This window comes from Pseudomonas sp. RL_105y_Pfl2_101 (assembly GCF_963970585.1).
In the GTDB taxonomy this organism is placed as follows: Bacteria; Pseudomonadota; Gammaproteobacteria; order Pseudomonadales; family Pseudomonadaceae; genus Aquipseudomonas.
This window is the reverse complement of the sequence record NZ_CAXAPG010000043.1, coordinates 1-21,435: the sequence shown is the minus strand read 5'-3', so window position 1 is coordinate 21,435 and position 21,435 is coordinate 1. Positions and strand designations below refer to the sequence as shown.

Sequence of the window (21,435 nt, the reverse complement as noted above, 5' to 3'; positions counted from 1 at the left end):
TAGGGTTGACACGCGTTAGAAAATGAAGATTTTCGAGTACATCGTCGGCTTCCCGTGAGCTCGCATTTCTGAATGACCCAAGATGTTAGAAGGGCTCACGACCTAGAACTCAAAGTCAGTTCCCCGCGCTCACGCCAGCTTTGCCGCCAGCTCCTCCGCAGTGATGTTGTAATACCGCTTCAGCATGTTCACCTCCCGATGCCCCGTCACGCTGGCAAGCTCGATCAAATTTGGTAGCTTGGTCGCGAGCCGACAGGTCGCTTCATGTCGTAGATCGTGAAAGCGCAGATTGATCAAGAAGTCTTCCTGAGGCTTTACCTGCGCCGCCCCACAATCGCCCAAGTATTTCAGCCTGGCTCGCTCTAGGCCTCGCACAAAGGCCTTCTTGAGCGCATCAGCCGTGGTGGGGAAGACGTGACCACACAACGAGCGCGGCAAGTCCTTCAACAACTGAATAGCGTTCGGTGAAAGCGGGACGGTTCTGGGCAGCCCATTCTTGGTCGCCGGCAAGTGTGCGGTCCGTCGTTCCAGGTTCACATGCTTCCAGCGCAGCTCGAAAATTTCGCCTCGGCGCATGGCTGTTTCAATCGCCAGTTGGACGATAGGCCGTATCCAAGGATTGTGTGAAGCATCGGCATAGGTGCCGTCAGCACGGCGCTCACGAAGCTCTAAGGCGCCGAGCATGTATTGCTCTTCAATTGGGTCGAGCCGCCGCGAGCGTTCGTCGTTGTAGCTGGGACGGCTGACCATCCTGACCGGATTCTCTGCCAGATGAATGCCCCACTCGCGGCGAGCGACTTCAATCACGCATTGGAACAATGCGAGCTCGCGCTTCACCGTATTGCCTTTGCGGATCTTCAAGCGCTCGTCACGGTAGCGGGCAAAATCTGAAGATGTGAGAGTCGCAACGATGCGTGTCGCCAGCGGGTGGCGCTTGAGCGCTTCCAGGCGTTTGATTTCCGAATAGGCGCCTTTGTGCTTCGGAGCGATCTCGGAGATGTAGCGATCAATGAGTTGATGAAAGGCGGTGCGTTCAGCCTCGACGCGAGAGACAAAAATGCCTCGGTCGATTTCGCTTTCGATCATGCGCGCCCAGGCTTGGGCATCGGCTTTAGTTTCGAAGGTTTTTCTTTGGGCTGGATAGCCCTTGCGACGGATTTGCGCTTCCCACTGATACTCGCCGCGATTCCTGATTGTTGCCATTTCGACCATTCCCGCCACGTTCAAGTGTGGCAAATTTGTGGCAAAAACGACTTTCAGGACTAGGACAGGTTTCTGGCAGTGGAGCTAACCCCTTGTAATACAAGGGATAGAAGATGGTGCACCAGGCGGGATTCGAACCCACGACCCCTGCCTTCGGAGGGCAGTACTCTATCCAGCTGAGCTACTGGTGCAGTGCGGGCGCCATGATACTCATATGCGTGGCAGGCGTCCATGCTACTGAATCGCCTGCGTTTTCAGGCGGCTCGACGGCTCTTGGCTACGCTGATCAGAAAAAGCGGGCAAATGCGGCTTTTTCGTTCTTTTTTTCGAACATCCTATTGTCCTTCACCCCTATCGGCCCTAGGATTCGTTTGAGATTTCAAACGCTCTTGTCTGGGTGCTGAACCGCACGTCTGTGCTTTTGTGCGTTATTTCTGTGCTTCAGCCCGGTGAATGATTTCCCTGACGGCAGCCCCCGAGGCGCCTTTCTACAAATCTAATTCGCTCCGCGCGTGCGCGGTGCTGTTAAGGAAAGCCGACATGCAGCTTAAAGACACCCAGTTGTTCCGCCAGCAAGCCTTTATCGATGGCGCTTGGGTCGATGCGGACAATGGTCAGACGATCAAGGTCACCAACCCGGCGACGGGCGAAGTATTGGGCACTGTGCCGAAGATGGGCGCTGCCGAAACCCGTCGTGCGATTGAAGCCGCCGACAAGGCGCTGCCGGCCTGGCGTGCGCTGACGGCCAAGGAGCGCGCCAACAAGCTGCGCCGCTGGTACGAACTGCTGATCGAGAACCAGGACGACCTCGGTCGCCTGATGACCCTGGAACAAGGCAAGCCGCTGGCCGAAGCCAAGGGCGAAATCGTCTACGCCGCTTCCTTCATTGAGTGGTTCGCCGAAGAAGCCAAGCGCATCTACGGTGACGTGATTCCCGGCCACCAGCCCGACAAGCGCCTGATCGTGATCAAGCAGCCGATTGGCGTGACCGCGGCCATTACCCCGTGGAACTTCCCGGCCGCGATGATCACCCGCAAGGCTGGCCCAGCCCTGGCTGCCGGTTGCACCATGGTCATCAAGCCAGCTTCGCAAACCCCGTTCTCGGCCCTGGCCCTGGTGGAACTGGCGCACCGTGCCGGCATCCCGCAAGGCGTGTTGAGCGTGGTTACCGGTAGCGCCGGCGACATCGGTGGCGAGCTGACCAGCAACCCGATCGTGCGTAAGCTGTCGTTCACCGGTTCGACCGAGATCGGTCGCCAGTTGATGGCCGAATGTGCCAAGGACATCAAGAAAGTCTCCCTGGAGCTGGGCGGCAACGCGCCGTTCATCGTGTTCGACGATGCGGACCTGGATAAGGCCGTCGAAGGCGCGATCATTTCCAAGTACCGCAACAACGGCCAGACCTGCGTCTGCGCCAACCGCCTGTACATCCAGGATTCGGTGTACGACGCGTTTGCCGAAAAGCTCAAGGCAGCGGTTGCCAAGCTCAGGATCGGCAACGGTCTGGACGATGGCACCACCACCGGTCCGTTGATCGACGGCAAAGCGGTCGCCAAGGTGCAAGAACACATTGCCGATGCCGTCAGCAAAGGCGCGACCGTGCTGTCGGGCGGCAAGGCGATGGAAGGCAACTTCTTCGAACCGACCATCCTGACCAACGTACCGAAAAACGCCGCCGTGGCGAAGGAAGAAACCTTCGGCCCGCTGGCGCCGCTGTTCCGTTTCAAAGACGAAGCCGAAGTGATCGCGATGTCCAACGACACCGAGTTCGGCCTGGCCTCGTACTTCTATGCCCGCGACCTGGGCCGTGTGTTCCGTGTGGCCGAAGCCCTGGAATACGGCATGGTCGGCGTCAACACCGGGTTGATTTCCAACGAAGTCGCGCCATTCGGCGGCATCAAGGCCTCGGGCCTGGGGCGTGAAGGCTCCAAGTACGGCATCGAGGATTACCTGGAAATCAAATACCTCTGCCTGGGTATCTGATCTGCTTCAAGCGCAAAGGGCACGAGAGCGCTGTCCCTTTGCGCGTTTCACCCGTTCTGTTTCTTGTGGCCGGAACGCTGTGGCAGTCGATCATCGCATGCTGTCGCAGTTGCCTCCCCGCCATGTATTCCTTGAGCCACGCCGACCGATGAGCGGCGAATGAGGACATTTTAATGAGCAAGACCAACGCAGACCTGATGGCCCGCCGTACCGCCGCTGTTCCACGCGGTGTTGGCCAGATTCACCCGATCTTTGCCGAATCGGCGAAGAACGCCACGGTAACCGACGTTGAAGGTCGTGAATTCATCGACTTCGCCGGTGGCATCGCCGTGCTGAACACCGGTCACGTGCACCCGAAAATCATCGCCGCCGTGACCGAACAGTTGAACAAGCTGACCCACACCTGCTTCCAGGTCCTGGCCTACGAGCCGTACGTGGAACTGTGCGAAAAAATCAACGCCAAGGTGCCGGGTGATTTCGCCAAGAAAACCCTGCTGGTCACCACCGGTTCGGAAGCGGTGGAAAACGCCGTGAAAATCGCTCGCGCCGCCACGGGGCGTGCCGGTGTGATCGCCTTCACCGGTGCTTACCACGGTCGCACCATGATGACCCTGGGCCTGACCGGTAAAGTCGTGCCCTACTCGGCCGGCATGGGCTTGATGCCCGGCGGCATCTTCCGCGCGCTGTACCCGAACGAACTGCACGGCGTGAGCATCGACGACTCCATCGCCAGCATCGAGCGTATCTTCAAGAACGACGCCGAGCCGCGTGACATCGCGGCAATCATCATCGAGCCGGTACAGGGCGAGGGTGGTTTCTACGTAGCGCCCAAGGAATTCATGAAGCGCCTGCGTGCTTTGTGCGACCAGCACGGCATCCTGCTGATCGCTGACGAAGTGCAGACCGGTGCCGGCCGTACCGGCACTTTCTTCGCCATGGAGCAGATGGGCGTTGCCGCCGACCTGACCACCTTTGCCAAGTCCATCGCGGGTGGCTTCCCGTTGGCCGGTGTCTGCGGCAAGGCCGAATACATGGATGCCATCGCGCCGGGTGGCCTGGGCGGCACCTACGCCGGTAGCCCGATCGCCTGTGCGGCGGCGCTGGCGGTGATGGAAGTGTTCGAAGAAGAACACCTGCTGGACCGCTGCAAGGCTGTGGGCGAGCGTCTGGTGACCGGCCTCAAGGCGATCCAGAAGAAGTACCCGGTCATCGGTGAAGTGCGTGCCCTGGGCGCGATGATCGCCGTGGAGCTGTTCGAAAACGGTGACTCCCACAAGCCGAACGCTACGGCGGTAGCCCAAGTCGTGGCCAAGGCGCGTGACAAGGGGCTGATCCTGCTGTCCTGCGGTACCTATGGCAACGTTCTGCGGGTGTTGGTGCCGCTGACCGCGCCGGACGAGCAACTGGAAAAAGGCCTGGCGATCATCGAAGAGTGCTTCTCCGAACTCTGAGTGACGGTTGTGCGCTGATCCACAAAAACCCGCCTTCTGGCGGGTTTTTTCATATCGGCGAACCTGCCTGGTGCATTTTGAACTGTCTGGAACGGCCACCAACGTCTAAGGTGCAAGTATGGCAAGGGAGCATGCTGCATGACTGTTGTGGATTTACCCGCTGTACCGCGTGTGTTGATCGCCGAGGCCGATCCGGCGTCCCGTGAGCTGCTTGAGCAGGTGTTGTCGGGAGTGCGCTGTGATGCCCGGGTGGACACCTGTGGCGACGGCAAACAGGCCTTGGATTTGCTGGCCAGCCGCCCTTACGACCTGGTCATCGCCGATTGGGAGCTGCCGCAGGTCGATGGCTTGGCGATTCTGCGTGGCCTTCGCCAGCAGCATCGCACCCCGCCGTTGCCGTTCATCCTGATGAGCCAGCGCAACGACAGCGCCAGCGTGCGCGAAGTCTTGCCGCTGGCGCCGGCCGCGTATTTGACCAAGCCGTTGAACCGGGAAGACCTGACCCAACGTTTGCAGGGGTTGTTAGTGGGCGGCGGTGAGGAAACGTCCAACGAAGCGCCGAACCCAGGACCGGGGTTGACCCTGCCGACTTTCCTGGAACGTCGGCGTGACCTGTCCGAGGGCGCGCCCTTGATGACCGATGTGCAAGTGGCGGTCAGGCGCAGCCTCAACCCCGGCGACCTGGATCTGAAACTGCTCGAAGAAGAGATCCGCACCGACCCGCAAATCACTGCCGTACTGATCGCGGCGGCCAACAGCGCTGCCCAGCATCAGGGTGGTGGCCCGGTGCAGACCGTGGCCCAAGCGTTGCACCAGCTCGGCACCGGGCAAAGCATGAACCTGATCCTCGGCCTGACCCTCAAGCGCTGCGCCCGGCTCAGCGTTCCGTGCCTGGCAGATTATGCCGAGCGGTACTGGGCGCTGTCGCTGCACACGGCCGAATACGCCCGGACGATGGCGCGGTTGCTGGACCTGGAGCAGGAGCGTTGTTATTGCGCCGGGTTGCTGCATCGGCTGGGCGACCTGGCGTTGCTGCGCTGCCTGGAGGAGTGGAAACAGGCCGGTGGCGAGCTGGATGAGCCGGAGGAAGTCGGCGACTCGCTGGACACGTTCGGCGCCAGTTTCGGCTCGGCGTTGCGTGCTCGCTGGCGTCTGCCGTTGGAGCTGCGGGAGTTGATCGCGGCGGTCTATAGCCTGGGGGGCGGGGTGTATTCCCGTGAAGCCTTGGTGATGAACATGGCCGCGCAGATGGCGCGTCTGCCCGCCCATGAAGGCCTTGAAGAGCTGGCCCGTGGTCGCACGGCGCGGTTGCTGAAGATCGGCTTGCCGGAGTTGACGCGGTTGCGCCGTAAATAAAGCCACCACCCAACCCTGTGGGAGCGGTGGGGCAACTCATTCACGCCGCAATAATGCGGTTCTTCCCCTTGCGCTTGGCCTCGTACATCGCCGCGTCGGCACGGGCGAACAGGCTGTCGAGGGAGTGGTCTTCAGGGGTAATGGAGGTCAGGCCCTGGCTGACGGTAATGCCGAAGCTCTGTTCACCGCAGCGGAACAACAGGCGCTGGATTTCCCGTTGCAACCGCTCGGCCACTTGCAATGCCATGTCGGGCGCGCAGCCGGGGAACACGGCGGCGAACTCTTCGCCACCGATCCGCCCGAACAGGTCGCCGCGTCGGAGCACGGAGCGCCCGCTTTCGGCGATTCTCTGCAACACGGTATCGCCTTCCTGATGGCCGTAGGTGTCGTTGATCACCTTGAAATCATCAATGTCCAGCAACAGGAACACCATGGGCATCCTTTGTAGCCGTGCCTGCTCGAACTCACGGTGGGCGCATTCGAAAAAGTGCCGGCGATTGCTGCTTTGGGTCAGCACATCGGTGGTCGCCAGGCGCTGCAGTTCGCTTTCCAGCAGCTTCTTTTCGGTGATGTCTTCGGCAATGCCCACCACAATCACCGGTTGCCCTGGCTCGGCCTTGCGGTTGATGAAGCATTTGTCGCTCAGCCAGCGGATCTGGCCGTTGCCGGCGATGATGCGGTATTCACGGTCTTCGACGGCGCCTTTGACCAATACTTCGGCCAGGCTGCGTTCAGCGTACTCCAGGTCGTCGGGGTAGATTGCGTCGCGCCATTCGTTGTAGTCAGCCAGGACCAGGCCGGCGGGGCGGCCGAAGATCCGCTCGTAGGCGGGGCTGACATACAGCACCTGTCGGGTTTCCCAGTTGAACACCCACAGCACGGCATTGACGCTGACCAGCAACGAGCTGAACAGCTGCTCACGCTCGCTCAGGCGCGCCACTTCGCCTTGGGCATGCATCAGCGCCATGAGCGTCTGGGCTGCCTCGGGCCAATGAGGGAGGGAGTAATCCTGTAGGTTCTTGTCGACCATCGGCACAAATCTCAAAGAGCGTGCACTGCTGTGGGTTGGCACGCGCTTTTCTCCAAAGCCCGCCTGGATGGCGAAGTGCTCTTTGAGATAGGGGATTTGGGGCGAAGTTCCTTTGCAGGCGACGAAGGGCGGGGGGATTCAGCGAGTCAAATAATGGGGGGCTGAACCTGTGGCGAGGGGATTTAGTGAAACGTCGCCCGCCCCGCTTGCGCAGCCCCCGTAGGAGCTGTCGAGTGCAGCGAGGCTGCGATCTTGTGCCAGACAATTGAGTCGCAGCGAATGATCAGGAGCAAACGATCGCAGCCTCCGGCAACTCCTACAGAGCCCAGCGCAAGCCTTTCTTCACGGCCAGTGGTTTGCGCTGGAGCTGCATCGTCAGGCCGTGGCAGGCCGTAGCGAGTAGGTCTTGAGTTGGTCCGCAAACTCGCGCAAGGACTGGATGCCGCTGGCCTCGGCCTCGTGGACCCATTCCTTGATGGCGGCGAGCATGTCGTGGCCGTTGCTGCTGGTCTTGACCCAGATCTGCTGCAAGGCCAGGCGTTTCTCGTAGATCACCTTCAGTGCCTGACTGTGTTCGAGCATGTTCTGGATGCGTACGTGGTGACGGTCGTCCAGCAGGCTGGTCTCCCGCGACAGCAGGCGTTTGGCCCGGTGGAACTGGTGACGCACCGAGTGATCGACCCTTCCCAGTTCCTGCTTGACCAGTGGCGCGATGACCAGCCGGCGGTACTGCGCCATGATCTGGAAACGGTTGTTGAGAATCGCCATGGCCGTGTCCATGTCCAGGTTGCCCTTGCCTTCGACCCGGTGGGCGATCGGCGCAACCCGCTGGACCTTGGCCAGGCGTAGGAAACTGAACACCCGGATCCAGGCCCAGCCCAGGTCGAACTCCCATTTGCGTACCGACAGCTTGGCCGAGTTGGGGTAGGTGTGATGGTTGTTGTGCAGTTCTTCGCCGCCGATCAGGATGCCCCAGGGCACCAGGTTGGTCGCCGCGTCGCGGCATTCGAAGTTGCGGTAGCCCACGGCATGGCCCAGGCCATTGACCACGCCGGCGGCCCAGACGGGGATCCACATCATCTGGATGGCCCAGATGGTGATGCCGATGGTGCCAAACAGCAGCAGATCGATGACGCCCATGATTGCCACGCCCAGCAGCGGGAAGCGGCTGTAGAGCTTGCGTTCGATCCAGTCGTCAGGGCAGTTCTTGCCGTAGATGCGCAGGGTTTCCGGATTTTCCGCTTCGGCGCGATACAGCTCGGCGCCTTTGCGCAGCACGGTGGACAAGCCTTTTATGACCGGGCTGTGGGGGTCGTCGACGGTTTCGCATTTGGCGTGGTGCTTGCGGTGGATGGCGGTCCACTCGCGGGTGTTCTGTGCTGTGGTCAGCCACAGCCAGAAACGGAAGAAATGTTTGAGACCGGCATTGAGCTCCAGGGCGCGATGCGCCGAATAACGGTGCAGGTAGACCGTGACGCCAATGATCGTGACGTGAGTCATCAGCAGGGTGACTGCCACCAGTGACCAGGCCGACAAGCCAAGAAAACCTTCGTACCACATAGGCTGTAGGGCCCTCGATAAAAATAGAAACTACCGCAGCATTATCACAAGCTCTACAGATAAAACCAGTCGGCCTTTCAGATAAGAGTGGCTGGATGTTTCTTCCTCTATAATTCCCCCATCTCTGTAGGGACATGGATGGCCGAATGCCTGCCTATCAACGCAGTGCCATGCGCGTAGCGCTGCTTTACCTCGTGCTGTCAGTCGTCTGGCTGCAGCTGATTGGTTATTTATTGAGCAGCTTCTTCGATCAATTCGCCGACAGGCAACGCTGGCTGTTGATCAACGGTTATGCCTGGGTCCTGCTCAGCGCCGGGTTGATCTTCCTGGCGCGGGCGCGAATCTCACGGTTTTTCGCCAAGGGCGAGCACGGTGCCGATCACGAGCGCCTGCGCCAGGCCGCCGCCGTCTTCGATTGCACCCGCGAAGGGGTGTTGGTGACGGACCGCAACGGCCTGATCGTGCATGTGAACCGGGCCTTCATGGCGATCACCGGTTATGTGCGGGACGAAGTGCTGGGCCAGCGCCCCAACCTGTTCAAGTCCGGTCGCCATGGGCCGGATTTCTATCGCGACATGTTTGACTCCCTGGCTAGCCTGGGCGAATGGAACGGCGAGATCTGGAATCGGCGTAAAAACGGTGAGATCTACCCGCAATGGCAGACGATCCGCGTCATTCGCGACGACAGCGGCCAGGTCAGCCATTATGTCGCGGTGTTTTCTGACATCAGCGCCATCAAGAACTCCGAGCACGAACTGGCCTACCTGGCCCATCACGACCCGCTGACAGGCTTGCCCAACCGCCTGCTGTTTTCTGATCGCACCGAGCAAGCGCTGGCGTCGGCGCAGTTGCACAAGCGTGGCTGTGCCCTGTTGCTGCTGGACCTGGATCACTTCAAAAACATCAATGACAGCCTGGGTCACAACGTGGGCGATGAATTGCTCAAAGGCGTGGCCGAGCGGTTCAGCGGGCTTTTTGCGCCGGGCGTGACCCTGGCCCGACTGGGGGGCGACGAATTTGCGGTGCTGGTGGAAAACTGCTCGCAGCCAGGCCAGGCCGCGGCGTTGGCCCGGCGCATCCTCGACGCGTTGAAAGAGCCTCTGCGGTTCGATGACCACGCATTGTTCATCAATGCCAGCATTGGCATCAGCCTGTTCCCCGGCGATGCCCTGAACGCTGGGCAACTGCTGCGCAATGCCGATTCGGCGTTGTTCAAGGCCAAGAACGCCGGACGTGACGGCTACGCTTTGTACACCGAAGAACTCACGGCCCACGCCCAGCAGCGGGTCGAGATTGCCTTCCAATTGCGGCGCGCGCTGCAGCAACAGGAGTTGCGCGTTCACTACCAGCCGGTCTACGAGCTGGCGACCCGTCGTCTGATCGGTGTCGAGGCGCTGGTGCGATGGGAACATCCCACGCGTGGCTTGGTGCCGCCGGCCGAGTTCATCCCCATCGCTGAGCGTACCGGCCTGATTGCCCAGGTCGATGCCTGGGTCATGGACCAGGCCTGCCGGCAGATGTGCCAGTGGCAGCAGGCCGGCGTGGGGCTGTCGTTTGTCGCCGTCAACGTTTCGAGTCGGCTGTTTGCCCGTCGCGAGTTGTACGAGCAGGTCGCCCAGGTGTTGCACGACACGGGCCTGGACCCGGCCTGCCTGGAACTGGAAGTGACGGAAAGCGCGGTGATGGAAGACCCGGAGGTGGCGCTGGAACAGATGCATCGCCTGCGGGAGCTGGGCGTGCGCCTGGCTATCGACGATTTCGGCACGGGCTATTCGTCGCTGCTGCGGCTCAAGCGCCTGCCGGTGCAGAAGCTCAAGATTGACCAGGGGTTTGTCGCGGGGTTGCCGTGGGATGAGGATGATGCGGCGATCGTCCGGGTGATCATCGCCCTGGCCCACAGCATGGGTATGCAGGTGCACGCCGAGGGCATCGAGCAGCGTGAGCAGGCGGCATTTTTGCTTGGACAGGCTTGTGAGCTGGGGCAGGGTTACTGGTTTGGCCGGCCTGTCGCGGCGGCGCAGTTGGATTGGGATCGGGCGCCGGTTATTGCTTGATCGTCAGGGGTGTTGATGTTGGCCTGGCAACTGGCCAGGATTTGTGATCGGGTACATATCCATTTCTTCGGTAACGGCGGCTTATGGTTCCGCCCTGACGACGGGTCACTTTCGAAAAGCCCGGAAGCCGGCCCAGACGAACCCCGCTCCCACAGTGGAATGGTGTTGAACTTGAGATTCGGTTCGACACAGAACTTTGTGTGCGAGCTTGCTCGCGATGGTGTCGGCTCAGCCAACACCGCTTCGCTTGCACAGTCGAGAGAGGTGGCAGCTATGCATAGGTGTGCAAGACCGGTCGGAGTACCCGGCAGACCCGAAGATCTCCCATACACAGCTGCCATAACGACTCGCGAGCATAAAAAAATGCCCGACGAATAGCCATCGACAATTGTGTCCTCCGCCGGACTTGCACGTCCGTGTCACCGTTTTTTGCGATGACGAACAGAGGTTAGCCGCGCCATAGAGCGCTGCCTAGTTCATGAACAGCCCAGCGTTTTGAAGGAAATCTCCGAGGGTTTGGCAGGGAAAAAGCTCCCAGTCACCCCTGCCGTAGGACATCGACTACTTCATGTAATTTTGGTTATATAAAAATTCTCAAATAGTCTTTTTAAGAATATCAGCGCTTATCTAGTATTGCTCCCACGCCGCAAGCAGTGCCGCCCACTGCCAGGCATTCATTCAAGGAGCAGCAGCATGAGCGCATCTCTACGTAGTGTTGACGGCCAGGACGAAGCAACCATCTTGCGCGAGATCCAGAGCGCGTTGCGCGATCTGCGTTTTGGGGCGGTGGAAATCACCGTGCACAACGCACAGGTGGTCCAGATCGAACGCAAGGAAAAATTCCGGCTGCAACAACCCAGTCATAAGCCGTCTTGAGAAAGCCAAAAAGATCGCAGCCTTCGGCAGCTCCTACTGGGGGCTAGGCGTAGGAGCTGCCGAAGGCTGCGATCTTTTCAGGACCACAACGATTTCGAAGCCATAAAAACCAGAACTCCAGGAGCTTTCACCATGTCGTCCATTCGTCGTTATGCCCTGGCCACCTTGGCCAGTGCTGTTTTTGCAGGTTCCGCTGTCGCCAAGGATTACGAGCTGCTCAACGTGTCCTACGACCCGACGCGTGAGCTGTATCAGGATTACAACGCCGAATTCGCCAGTTTCTGGAAGAAAGCCCACCCGGACGACAGCGTGAAGATCCAGCAGTCCCACGGTGGCTCGGGCAAACAAGGGCGCGCGGTGATCGATGGTCTGCGGGCCGACGTGGTGACCCTGGCCCTGGCCGGTGACATCGATGAAATCGCCAAGCTGGGCAAGTCCCTGCCGACCGACTGGCAAACACGCCTGCCGGAAGCCAGCACGCCCTACACGTCCACCATCGTGTTCCTGGTGCGCAAGGGCAACCCCAAAGGCATCAAGGATTGGGGCGACCTGATCAAGAACGACGTGTCGGTCATCACCCCGAACCCGAAGACTTCCGGCGGTGCGCGCTGGAACTTCCTCGCCGCCTGGGCCTACGGCCTGAAGGCCAACGGGGGCGACGAAGCCAAGGCCAAGGAATACGTGCAGGCACTGTTCAAGCACGTGCCGATCCTCGACACCGGCGCCCGTGGCTCGACCATTACCTTCGTCAACAACGGTCAGGGCGACGTGTTGCTGGCCTGGGAAAACGAAGCTTTCCTGGCGCTGAAAGAGGACGGCGGCGCCGACCAGTTCGACATCGTCGTACCGTCGCTGTCGATCCTCGCCGAACCGCCGGTGGCGGTGGTGGACAAGAACGCCGAGAAAAAGGGCAACCTGGAGATCGCCGCCGCCTACCTCAAGCACTTGTACAGCCCGGCCGGCCAGGAAATCGCCGCGAAAAACTACTATCGCCCGCGTGACAAGGACGTGGCCGCCAAGTACGCCCGGCGATTTGCGAAGGTGGAGCTGGTGACCATCGACAAGGACTTCGGCGGCTGGAAAAGCGCTCAACCGAAATTCTTCAACGATGGCGGTGTGTTCGACCAGATCTATCAGGCGCAGTAAGCTGAAATACGCCTGAATGAACTGACTACAGTTGCAAAGCTAAAGCCAGACACCGAATTTTTGGTGAGGGGATTGTGCGGGAGTAAGGCTTGTCTTGCTTCCATGTTTAGTGTTTTTAACCAAGGACCTTTATGTCGCGTCGCATATCCCCGGTCATACCCGGCTTTGGGCTGACGCTGGGCTACACCCTGGTGTACCTCAGCCTGATTGTGCTCATACCCCTGGCGGCGATGTTCGTGCATGCCGCCCAACTTACCTGGGAACAGTTCTGGGCGATCATTTCGGCGCCGCGTGTGCTGGCGGCCTTGACGCTCAGTTTCGGCACCGCGCTGTACGCCGCGATCATCAACGGCGTGATCGGTACGCTGCTGGCCTGGGTGCTGGTGCGCTACACCTTCCCCGGCCGCAAGATCATCGACGCGATGATCGACCTGCCGTTCGCGTTGCCCACCGCTGTGGCCGGTATTGCCCTGACGGCGTTGTATGCGCCGGCCGGTCTGGTCGGCCAGTTCGCCACTGACCTGGGCTTCAAGATCGCTTATACGCCGTTGGGCATCACCCTCGCGCTGACCTTCGTGACGCTGCCGTTCGTGGTGCGCACGGTGCAGCCGGTGCTGGCCGATATTCCCCGTGAAGTCGAAGAAGCCGCCGCCTGCCTCGGTGCCAAGCCGTGGCAGGTGTTCCGCCACATTCTCGTGCCGGCGTTGTTGCCGGCCTGGTTGACCGGCTTCGCCCTGGCCTTTGCCCGTGGCGTGGGCGAGTACGGTTCGGTGATTTTCATCGCCGGCAATATGCCGATGAAAACCGAGATCCTGCCGCTGCTGATCATGGTCAAGCTCGACCAATACGACTACACCGGCGCCACCTCCATCGGCGTGCTGATGCTGGTGGTTTCCTTCGTCCTGTTGCTGCTGATCAACCTGTTGCAGCGGCGCATTGAAACCCCATAAGGAGGCGCGAACATGTCCCAATCGTCTATTTACGCAGCCTCCACCAACGCCGCCCGTCGCGGCAGTGCGACGTCGCGGCGCGTGCTGATCGGCCTCGGCTGGCTGATCTTTGCGCTGTTTCTGCTGTTGCCGCTGTTCATCGTGGTGTCCCAGGGCCTGAAGCTCGGGCTGGGGGCGTTCTTCACGGCGATCTTTGAACCCGACGCGCTGTCGGCGTTGAAGCTTACGGTGGTTGCCGTGCTGATCTCGGTGCCGCTGAACCTGGTGTTCGGCGTCAGTGCCGCGTGGTGCGTGAGCAAATATTCATTCCGCGGCAAGAGCATGCTGGTGACGCTGATCGACCTGCCGTTCTCGGTGTCGCCGGTGATCGCCGGTCTGGTCTACGTGCTGATGTTCGGCGCCCAGGGCCTGCTTGGGCCGTGGCTGTCGGATCACGACATCCAGATCGTGTTCGCGCTGCCGGGCATCGTCCTGGCGACGATTTTTGTCACCGTGCCGTTCGTGGCTCGGGAGCTGATTCCGCTGATGCAGGAGCAGGGCACCCAGGAAGAAGAGGCCGCACGCCTGCTGGGCGCCAATGGTTGGCAGATGTTCTGGCATATCACTGTACCGAACATCAAATGGGGCCTGATCTATGGCGTGGTGCTGTGTACAGCCCGGGCCATGGGTGAGTTCGGTGCAGTGTCGGTGGTGTCCGGGCACATTCGCGGGGTGACCAACACCCTGCCGCTGCACGTCGAGATTCTCTACAACGAATACAACCACGTGGCTGCGTTCGCTGTGGCGAGCCTGTTGCTGATCCTGGCGCTCTTGATTCTGCTGCTCAAGCAGTGGAGCGAAAACCGAATCAACCGCCTGCGCGCCAGCGCCGCGGAGGAATAAGTCATGTCGATCGAAGTCCGTAACGTCAGCAAGAATTTCCACGCCTTCAAGGCCCTGGACGAGATCAGCCTGGATATCCAGAGCGGCGAGCTGGTAGCGCTTCTGGGTCCGTCGGGCTGCGGCAAGACCACATTGCTGCGGATCATCGCCGGCCTCGAAACCCCGGACCAAGGCAGCATCGTGTTCCACGGCGAGGACGTGTCCGGCCACGACGTGCGTGATCGCAACGTCGGTTTCGTGTTCCAGCACTACGCCTTGTTCCGCCACATGACGGTGTTCGACAACGTTGCCTTCGGCCTGCGCATGAAGCCCAAGCACCAGCGCCCAAACGAAAGCCAGATCGCGACCAAGGTCCATGAGCTGTTGAACATGGTGCAACTGGATTGGCTCGCCGACCGCTACCCGGAGCAGCTCTCCGGCGGCCAGCGCCAGCGCATCGCCCTGGCCCGCGCCCTGGCGGTGGAGCCCAAGGTGTTGTTGCTGGACGAACCCTTCGGCGCCCTCGACGCCAAGGTCCGCAAGGAACTGCGCCGCTGGCTGGCGCGGCTGCACGAGGACATCAACCTGACCTCGGTTTTCGTGACCCACGACCAGGAAGAAGCCATGGAAGTCGCCGACCGGATCGTGGTGATGAACAAAGGCGTGATCGAGCAGATCGGCTCGCCCGGCGACGTCTACGAAAACCCGGCCAGCGACTTTGTGTATCACTTCCTCGGCGACTCGAACCGCCTGCACTTGGGGGAGGATCGGCATGTGCTGTTCCGCCCTCACGAAGTCTCGCTGTCGCGCTCGGAGCTGGAAGACCACCATGGCGCTGAAGTGCGCGACATCCGTCCGCTCGGCGCCACCACTCGGGTGACCCTGAAGGTGGAAGGCCAGAGCGAACTGATCGAAGCGGAAGTAGTGAAGGACCATGACAGCCTAGTGGGCCTGGCGAAAGGCGAGACGCTGTTCTTCAAACCGAAGGTCTAGCAGAAAGTCGCCAACCTCTAAAAGCAAAAGACATCGCGAGCAGGCTCCCACAGGGGGATTTGTGTATGGCGCAGATCCATTGTGGGAGCGAGCCTGCTTGCGATGGCGTCCTCACGCAAACCTCGATCCGAATCTGAATAACCCCGCCCAATCTTGCTTCGATTGGTTCTACGCCAACGCCTTTTCCCCACCGAAACCCTACCTAGACTCTGACAGGCCAGGAGGCAAGTAAGAGTCCATGACGGACCGGTGTTATCTCTCCTGGCGCCCTGATGCCAAGGAGAGAAAATATGAGAGTGGAAGTCAGTCGGCATGGCCCGCTTGGCTGTGCATTGTTAGGCGTCTTGCTGGCCCCGGCCGCTAGCGCCGCCCCCTCGTTGTCCCCCCAGATACCCTTCAATGTCACCGTGACCGAGCCCCTTTCACTGGTCAGCCTGCAGGCCAATTTCGATGAGTTGTCGTGGCAGACCTTCATTGCCCTGAACTGGCCAGCGCTGGATAACGGCGATCCCAATACCGGTACCCCCATCGGCAAGCAGGATGGCGCCACCGTGTGGGAAAGCTGGAAAGAGAGCTACCAGATATTCCGCGCCAAGGGCCAGGCCCCACTGCCCTGGAACGCCCCGGCGACCCTGCCCGAAGCGTGCAAGTCGCTCAAGCCCGGTCGCCTGTTGCAGCAAATGGGCAAGGTGCCCGATGTGCTGGATGAATTTATCCAGCCCTTCGAGAGCGGCCCGCTGGTGGACCAGAACGGCACCTATACGCGCAACGAAATCGTGGTCAACCAATCGATGTTCAATAGCATCGTCGACAACGGCCTGTACAGCATCGAAGGCCAGCAGAAATTTTTTGCCGCCAATGCGAACAACACCGTGGCGTTCAGTTGTGGTTCCACCGACACCAAACAGGTCGGTGCGGTGATGGTGAAGGCGTCGTGGAAAGTGCTGGGCCCCAACGACAAGCGGCAGGATTTTCACACCGTCGACGCGCTGGTCTACACCCCGGGGAACAACGACCCAAGCCATGGGCCGATTGTCGCGGAGTCGTGCGTGTCCGAGCCGGTCGGGTTGGTGGGATTGCACATGGTCCATAAGACCACCAGCGCGGCGCAATGGGTCTGGTCAACCTTTGAGCATGTAAAAAACGTGCCGGAAAAAACCACGCCCGTTGCCCAGCGGACGGGGCCTTATCTGTTCTACAACGCAGCCAGCAACAGCGACATCAACCAACCGCCGCCACGGCCATGGAACCCGGCGGTCAAGGCGACGCCCTCGCAGATCGTGCGCGACGTGCCGCTCACCGATGCCACCAAAAAACTGAACGCTACGTATCAAGAGCTGTTGCGTAAGGTGAACCCGCGGAGCGTCTGGGCGAACTATCAACTGATCAGTACCCAGTGGCCATCAGACCCGACCAAGAACTGCCAGATATCGGCCGCCAACCCGCTGGGCAGTCCTGCGCCCTCGTTCCTGGCCAACGCCACGCTGGAGACCTACATCCAGGGCACCGTGCCCCAGGCGTCTTCCAGTTGCATGGCTTGCCACGGCAATGCGGCCACCCATGTCACCGAATCACCGCGTACCAGCTTCGCGGATTTCACCTATTTGCTCGAACGCGCACAGTCCACCAGTGGACAAGGAGCCCAGCAATGAGCAGCAATCTGGATAATTTCGTAGGCCTGTCATCGGCCCTTATTGGCATCTCGGCGGATCGTCTGGCACCGCAGATCGACCCGGTCGGTTTGCCGCCGATCTTTCTCGATTACGTCACTGCGCGAGTTCCTTCCGACGTGCTCAACGCGCTCTTGACTCAATACGCCACGCTGGTGGCGGACCATGTACCGCCCGACCAGATCGCCCAGCAGATACTGAAGTTCAACATGCAACCGACGATTCCACACACGGTACTCACCGCCCGCTCGATCATGAAGCTGTGGTTGTTGGGCGTCTGGTATCAACCGTTCGATATGGCGCCTTTCAAGAAAGATGATTCGGCGGTGGTGTCCGATCAGGCCTACGTCAACAGCTGGGCCTGGAAGATCGCCCAGGCCCACCCGATGGGCTACAGCGAATCGTTTTTTGGGTATTGGAACAGCGCGCCCTCCAGCCTTAAAGATTTGACCGGCGTATCCGCTAACGGACAGCAAGGAGCGTTGTCATGAGTACCGAACAAACCGAAGTGGTGATCGTTGGTGCAGGCCTGGCCGGTAGCATCATTGCCTATCAGTTGGGCATGGCCGGGATTGATGTGCTGGTACTCGAATCGGGGCCGGAGATACCGGTCAATCGTGCCCAGTACCTGGAGCGTTTCTATACCGCGACGCTGAAAACCCCAGAATCCCCTTATCCCCCAAGCACGACACTGGACCCACATCTCAAGGGGCCGGCCGAACTGAACGCGCCACGGGCGACCATTGCCGATCTGCTCAATGGTAATTGGAACAACCCGGCGGTCAGCTACTTGGTACAAAAAGGCCCGCTGCCCTTTACGAGCACTTACGAACGGGTGGGTGGCGGCACGACATGGCATTGGGTCGGAACCTGCCTGCGCATGGTGCCGAACGATTTTCGCCTGCGGTCCAAGTATGGCGTCGGGGTGGATTGGCCGATCGGTTATGACGATCTGCAAAGCGCCTATTGCCGGGCGGAAGCGGAAATCGGCGTGTCGGCCAACGTCGCCGACCAAGCCTATCTGGGCATGACCTTTCCTGAGGGTTATGCATTCCCGATGCGCAGCATTCCGTTGTCGCTGGTCGATGGCAGCTTTGTCACGGCTGTCACGGGGAAGACGTTCGATAGCTTGCCGCTGGTGGTCAGCCCGACGCCGGCCGGGCGCAACTCTCAACCTTATGCCGGTCGCCGGGTATGCGCCGGCAATACCAACTGCACGCCGATCTGCCCAATCCAGGCCAAGTACGACGCCACCGTGACCATGAACAAAGCGTTGAACACTGGCAAGGTCCGAGTGCTTTATCGAACCGTGGCCAGCAAAGTAACCGTGGGCACTGACAGCAATATCAATGGCATCGAGTTCAAGCAGTATCAATTGGAAGATGGCCCCGTTACTGGAACCGGCGTGGCAATAGGACAACGTTATGTGATCGCCGCCCATGCGATCGAAACACCGAAGCTGCTACTGCACTCCGGCGTGGCCAACAGCAGCGGGCAAGTGGGTCGCGGCCTGGCTGACCATCCCATTTATCTGGCGTGGGGGTTGATGCCCGAGGGCAAGGCGATTTTCCCCTACCGGGGACCGCTATCGACGGCCGGCATCGAAAGCCTGCGCGACGGTGCCTTTCGCAGCGATCGTGCGGCGTGGCGTATCGAGATTGGCAACGAAGGTTGGAACTGGCCGGCCGGTGATCCCTACACCACGGTCGCCGACTTTATCGACGGGAAGAACAATGGCGGCGCCAACCCGAGCAATAAATTGCTATCCGGAACGGCGTTGGTACAAAATCTCAACGACGTCTTCACCCGCCAGTTCCGGATCGGTTTCCTGGTCGAGCAGGTCGAGGACGACCCCGACCACGCGAAATGCTACATCGTGCCCTCGACCGAATACACGGACCGGCTCGGTATCCCTCGGCCGGAAATCCACTACGACCTGTCCAAGTACACCATGAAGGGTTTCCAGCAGGCGAAAATACTGGCGACGCACATCATCGAGGACCTGCTCGGTGCCCAGGAGTTGACGGACATCATCGCACCTGGATGTTTTACGTACGACAAGGTGCCCTACAGCTTCCAGGGCGCCGGTCACCTGATGGGGACTTACCGCATGGGCGATGACCCCAAAAAGTCGGTCGTGGATAAATACCAGCGCAGTTGGGACCACAAAAACCTGTTCCTGGTGGGCGACGGTGTCTTCCCCAGCACCGGCACCTCGAACCCGAGCCTGACGATTGCGGCGCTGTCGTTCCAGGCCGGGGATACGCTGGCCAATGACCTGCGGGCGGTGACGATGCAGGTTCAATCCAACATCGCCTGGCAGGGCACTGGCGTGCAGGTCAACGGGTTGGTGCCGCGCCTGGTGCGCTACGTCAGTGGGCTATGGTGTGCCAGTCCGCAGGGCGGCAATGTCGATGGAAATGGCGGTTCGAGGCACATCGACTACAGCAGCTATGCCTTGCCCGGTGCCGCCGAAGGTGCCTTGATCGGTCGCGTTGGCAATGGTGGCAAGCCGTTCCTGGTGGGTGATCTGGGGCAGGTTCCGGGCGACCAGCAAGGGGAACTGCAACTGTGCATCAACGATGACCTGACCGGGCAGTACGGGTCTGGCTTGAAAGATAACACCGGCGCATTGACGATACGGGTCGAGTTTGGTGCGCTGTAACTTGAGCGCTAAGGCCTGACTCTTGTGGGAGCGAGCGTGTGGGAGCAAGGCTTGCTCCCACACGGGGGGCAGGTGGGGGTATTGCGTTGTTTTCAGGCCGCCGAACGCTGGTTGCGCAACGCCACCGGCCCGGCGCGCTCTTCGATGGCGCGCTTCAGTTCGCCGCGAAGCCCCAGCAGGAAGCCCGCTTCCACCACCACAAACAGCGGCCCGACAATCAGTCCGGTGAGGTCGTCGACGAACGCCGGCTTGCGGCCTTCGTAATAGTGACCGACGAATTGGATGACCCAACCCACCACGAACATCCCCAGGCCACTGCCCAGCCACACCAGGGTGCTTTGCGCAGCGAGCACCTGGCCCAGCCATAGCGCCAGGCCCAGCAGCACCGTCATCAGCGTCCCCAGGCGCAACTCCAGGCGCAGGTAGAACCAGGCACTGGCCACGGCCACCAGCAGCGCTGGCGACACCAGGACCGCGCCCACTGGCCAACCTGGGCGCGACAGCAGCACGGCGACAGCAATGAAGATCAGGGGAATCCCGATGAAATGGCTGGCGATGTTGCGCGGGTCGCGGTGATAGGCGGCGTATTGACTGAGATGATCGACGAGGCTTTTCATTGTTGTTCCTCCTGAGGTGATGCCTGCATGATGCCCAGGTATCACAAGGCGTTCTGTCAGTTAGCCGACACTTGTCCCGGAGTTTCCATGAATTCGCATCCCTGGCACTCACAGCTGATGGCAGGCCACTGGTACAGCCATTTGCCTACCGAGTTACAGAATAGTCTGCTGGGCATGGCGCGGGTGCGCCGCCTGCCGCCGGGTCATCGGCTGTTCCAGCGTGGCGACCCACCGTGCGGGCTGTATGCCGTGCTGGAAGGCGCGGTGCGCGTCGGTGCGGTGAACGAGCAGGGCAAGGAGGCGTTGCTGAGCGTGGTGGAGGCGCCCCACTGGTTCGGTGAAATCTGCCTGTTCGATGGCCAGCCGCGCACTCATGATGCGGTGGTTGTCGGTCAAGGTACGCTGCTGCATGTGCCCCAGGCGCCATTGCTGGCCTTCCTGCAAGAGCAGCCGATCTACTGGCGGTATCTGGCGTTATTGATGAGCCACAAACTGCGCCTGGCCTTCATCAACCTCGAACACCTGAGCCTGATGCCCGCCCCGGCCCGCCTGGCTCACCGCCTGCTGATGATCGCCGAAGGCTACGGCGAAATCGAACCGCCGCGACGGGTCCTGCAACTGCCCCAGGAACAACTGGCACTGATGCTCGCGCTGTCACGTCAGACCACCAACCTGATCCTCAAAGACCTGCAGGCCCTGGGCATTGTCCACCTGGGTTACGGCGAGATCGAAATCCTCGACATCGAGCGGTTGCGAGCGTTGACCACGCCCTGAAACAGGTGGGCGCGAGCGTGCTCCCGCTGGCCTGCGCTGTAGGAGCTGCCGAAGGCTGCGATCTCTTGATCTTTCGCTTGAGATTCAAGCGTCAGGGGAAAGATCGCAGCCTCGCTCCGCTCGACAGCTCCTTGTATCTCGACTATCGCTCCGACAGAAGCGATAGTTCTCGACTGATCATCGAGGGAGGGACTTGGAAGCCGTACAGCTCCTTAGGCTTTTTGCCTGTGATGTAGATAGTGCTCC

Annotated in this window: 17 protein-coding genes and 1 tRNA gene; 13 read left to right on the top strand and 5 right to left on the bottom strand. The window is 60.5% G+C overall.

What is annotated here, in order from left to right:
* Positions 1–129 precede the first annotated feature (129 nt).
* Positions 130–1,203, bottom strand: a complete 1,074-nt coding sequence (locus tag AACY31_RS26425) for a site-specific integrase (protein WP_339492950.1) — start codon at positions 1,201–1,203, stop codon at positions 130–132.
* Positions 1,204–1,317: 114 nt separating this feature from the next.
* Positions 1,318–1,394, bottom strand: a tRNA-Arg gene (locus AACY31_RS26420).
* A 349-nt stretch (positions 1,395–1,743) separates the two neighbouring features.
* On the opposite strand from AACY31_RS26420, the gene gabD reads away from it, so the two are divergent.
* From gabD to AACY31_RS26405, 3 genes are all read left to right on the top strand, one after another.
* Positions 1,744–3,186 carry an NADP-dependent succinate-semialdehyde dehydrogenase gene (gene gabD / locus AACY31_RS26415; RefSeq protein WP_339482892.1) on the top strand — a complete coding sequence of 481 codons (1,443 nt, stop codon included), beginning with the start codon at positions 1,744–1,746 and terminating at the stop codon, positions 3,184–3,186.
* 173 nt (positions 3,187–3,359) lie between these two features.
* Positions 3,360–4,637 (top strand): 4-aminobutyrate--2-oxoglutarate transaminase, encoded by a 1,278-nt coding sequence (gene gabT, locus AACY31_RS26410; RefSeq protein ID WP_339482891.1) that lies wholly within the window; start codon positions 3,360–3,362, stop codon positions 4,635–4,637.
* A gap of 138 nt (positions 4,638–4,775) precedes the next feature.
* Positions 4,776–5,993, top strand: a complete 1,218-nt coding sequence (locus AACY31_RS26405; protein WP_339482890.1) for an HDOD domain-containing protein — start codon at positions 4,776–4,778, stop codon at positions 5,991–5,993.
* A gap of 40 nt (positions 5,994–6,033) precedes the next feature.
* On the opposite strand, the gene AACY31_RS26400 is transcribed toward AACY31_RS26405, so the two are convergent.
* On the bottom strand, positions 6,034–7,023 hold the full coding sequence (locus tag AACY31_RS26400) for a GGDEF domain-containing protein (protein WP_339482889.1): 990 nt from the start codon (positions 7,021–7,023) through the stop codon (positions 6,034–6,036).
* 375 nt (positions 7,024–7,398) lie between these two features.
* Positions 7,399–8,583 (bottom strand): delta-9 fatty acid desaturase DesA, encoded by a 1,185-nt coding sequence (desA, locus tag AACY31_RS26395; protein ID WP_339482887.1) that lies wholly within the window; start codon positions 8,581–8,583, stop codon positions 7,399–7,401.
* A 146-nt stretch (positions 8,584–8,729) separates the two neighbouring features.
* Between desA and dibA the strand changes: the two genes are divergently transcribed.
* The 9 genes from dibA to AACY31_RS26350 all read left to right on the top strand — a co-directional run bounded on the left by dibA (position 8,730) and on the right by AACY31_RS26350 (position 19,798).
* Positions 8,730–10,637, top strand: coding sequence for a phosphodiesterase DibA (dibA, locus tag AACY31_RS26390; RefSeq protein ID WP_339482886.1), 1,908 nt, complete (start codon positions 8,730–8,732; stop codon positions 10,635–10,637).
* Positions 10,638–11,330: 693 nt separating this feature from the next.
* Entirely contained in the window at positions 11,331–11,513 is a 183-nt protein-coding gene (gene oscA, locus AACY31_RS26385) for a sulfur starvation response protein OscA (protein WP_003186967.1), read from the top strand.
* A 132-nt stretch (positions 11,514–11,645) separates the two neighbouring features.
* Entirely contained in the window at positions 11,646–12,659 is a 1,014-nt protein-coding gene (locus AACY31_RS26380) for a sulfate ABC transporter substrate-binding protein (RefSeq protein ID WP_339482885.1), read from the top strand.
* A gap of 131 nt (positions 12,660–12,790) precedes the next feature.
* Positions 12,791–13,609, top strand: coding sequence for a sulfate ABC transporter permease subunit CysT (gene cysT / locus AACY31_RS26375; protein ID WP_339482884.1), 819 nt, complete (start codon positions 12,791–12,793; stop codon positions 13,607–13,609).
* A gap of 12 nt (positions 13,610–13,621) precedes the next feature.
* Entirely contained in the window at positions 13,622–14,491 is an 870-nt protein-coding gene (gene cysW, locus AACY31_RS26370) for a sulfate ABC transporter permease subunit CysW (RefSeq protein WP_339482882.1), read from the top strand.
* A 3-nt stretch (positions 14,492–14,494) separates the two neighbouring features.
* Positions 14,495–15,463: a sulfate/molybdate ABC transporter ATP-binding protein gene (locus tag AACY31_RS26365; protein ID WP_339492948.1), complete on the top strand. Its 969-nt coding sequence runs from the start codon at positions 14,495–14,497 to the stop codon at positions 15,461–15,463.
* A gap of 290 nt (positions 15,464–15,753) precedes the next feature.
* Positions 15,754–17,115: a cytochrome C gene (locus tag AACY31_RS26360; RefSeq protein WP_339505381.1), complete on the top strand. Its 1,362-nt coding sequence runs from the start codon at positions 15,754–15,756 to the stop codon at positions 17,113–17,115.
* Positions 17,112–17,624: a sorbitol dehydrogenase gene (locus AACY31_RS26355; RefSeq protein ID WP_339482878.1), complete on the top strand. Its 513-nt coding sequence runs from the start codon at positions 17,112–17,114 to the stop codon at positions 17,622–17,624. The genes AACY31_RS26360 and AACY31_RS26355 overlap by 4 nt, the downstream gene beginning before the upstream one ends.
* The gene (locus AACY31_RS26350) at positions 17,621–19,798 is read left to right on the top strand and encodes a GMC family oxidoreductase (RefSeq protein WP_339505380.1); all 2,178 of its coding nucleotides are present in this window, start codon (positions 17,621–17,623) and stop codon (positions 19,796–19,798) included. Before AACY31_RS26355 ends, AACY31_RS26350 begins: the two co-directional genes overlap by 4 nt.
* A gap of 92 nt (positions 19,799–19,890) precedes the next feature.
* Here the strand turns inward: AACY31_RS26350 and AACY31_RS26345 are convergent, their stop codons facing one another.
* Positions 19,891–20,415: an Mpo1 family 2-hydroxy fatty acid dioxygenase gene (locus tag AACY31_RS26345; RefSeq protein WP_339482875.1), complete on the bottom strand. Its 525-nt coding sequence runs from the start codon at positions 20,413–20,415 to the stop codon at positions 19,891–19,893.
* Between the two features lie 87 nt (positions 20,416–20,502).
* On the opposite strand from AACY31_RS26345, the gene AACY31_RS26340 reads away from it, so the two are divergent.
* Positions 20,503–21,189: a Crp/Fnr family transcriptional regulator gene (locus AACY31_RS26340; RefSeq protein ID WP_339505379.1), complete on the top strand. Its 687-nt coding sequence runs from the start codon at positions 20,503–20,505 to the stop codon at positions 21,187–21,189.
* The last annotated feature ends 246 nt before the right edge of the window (positions 21,190–21,435 follow it).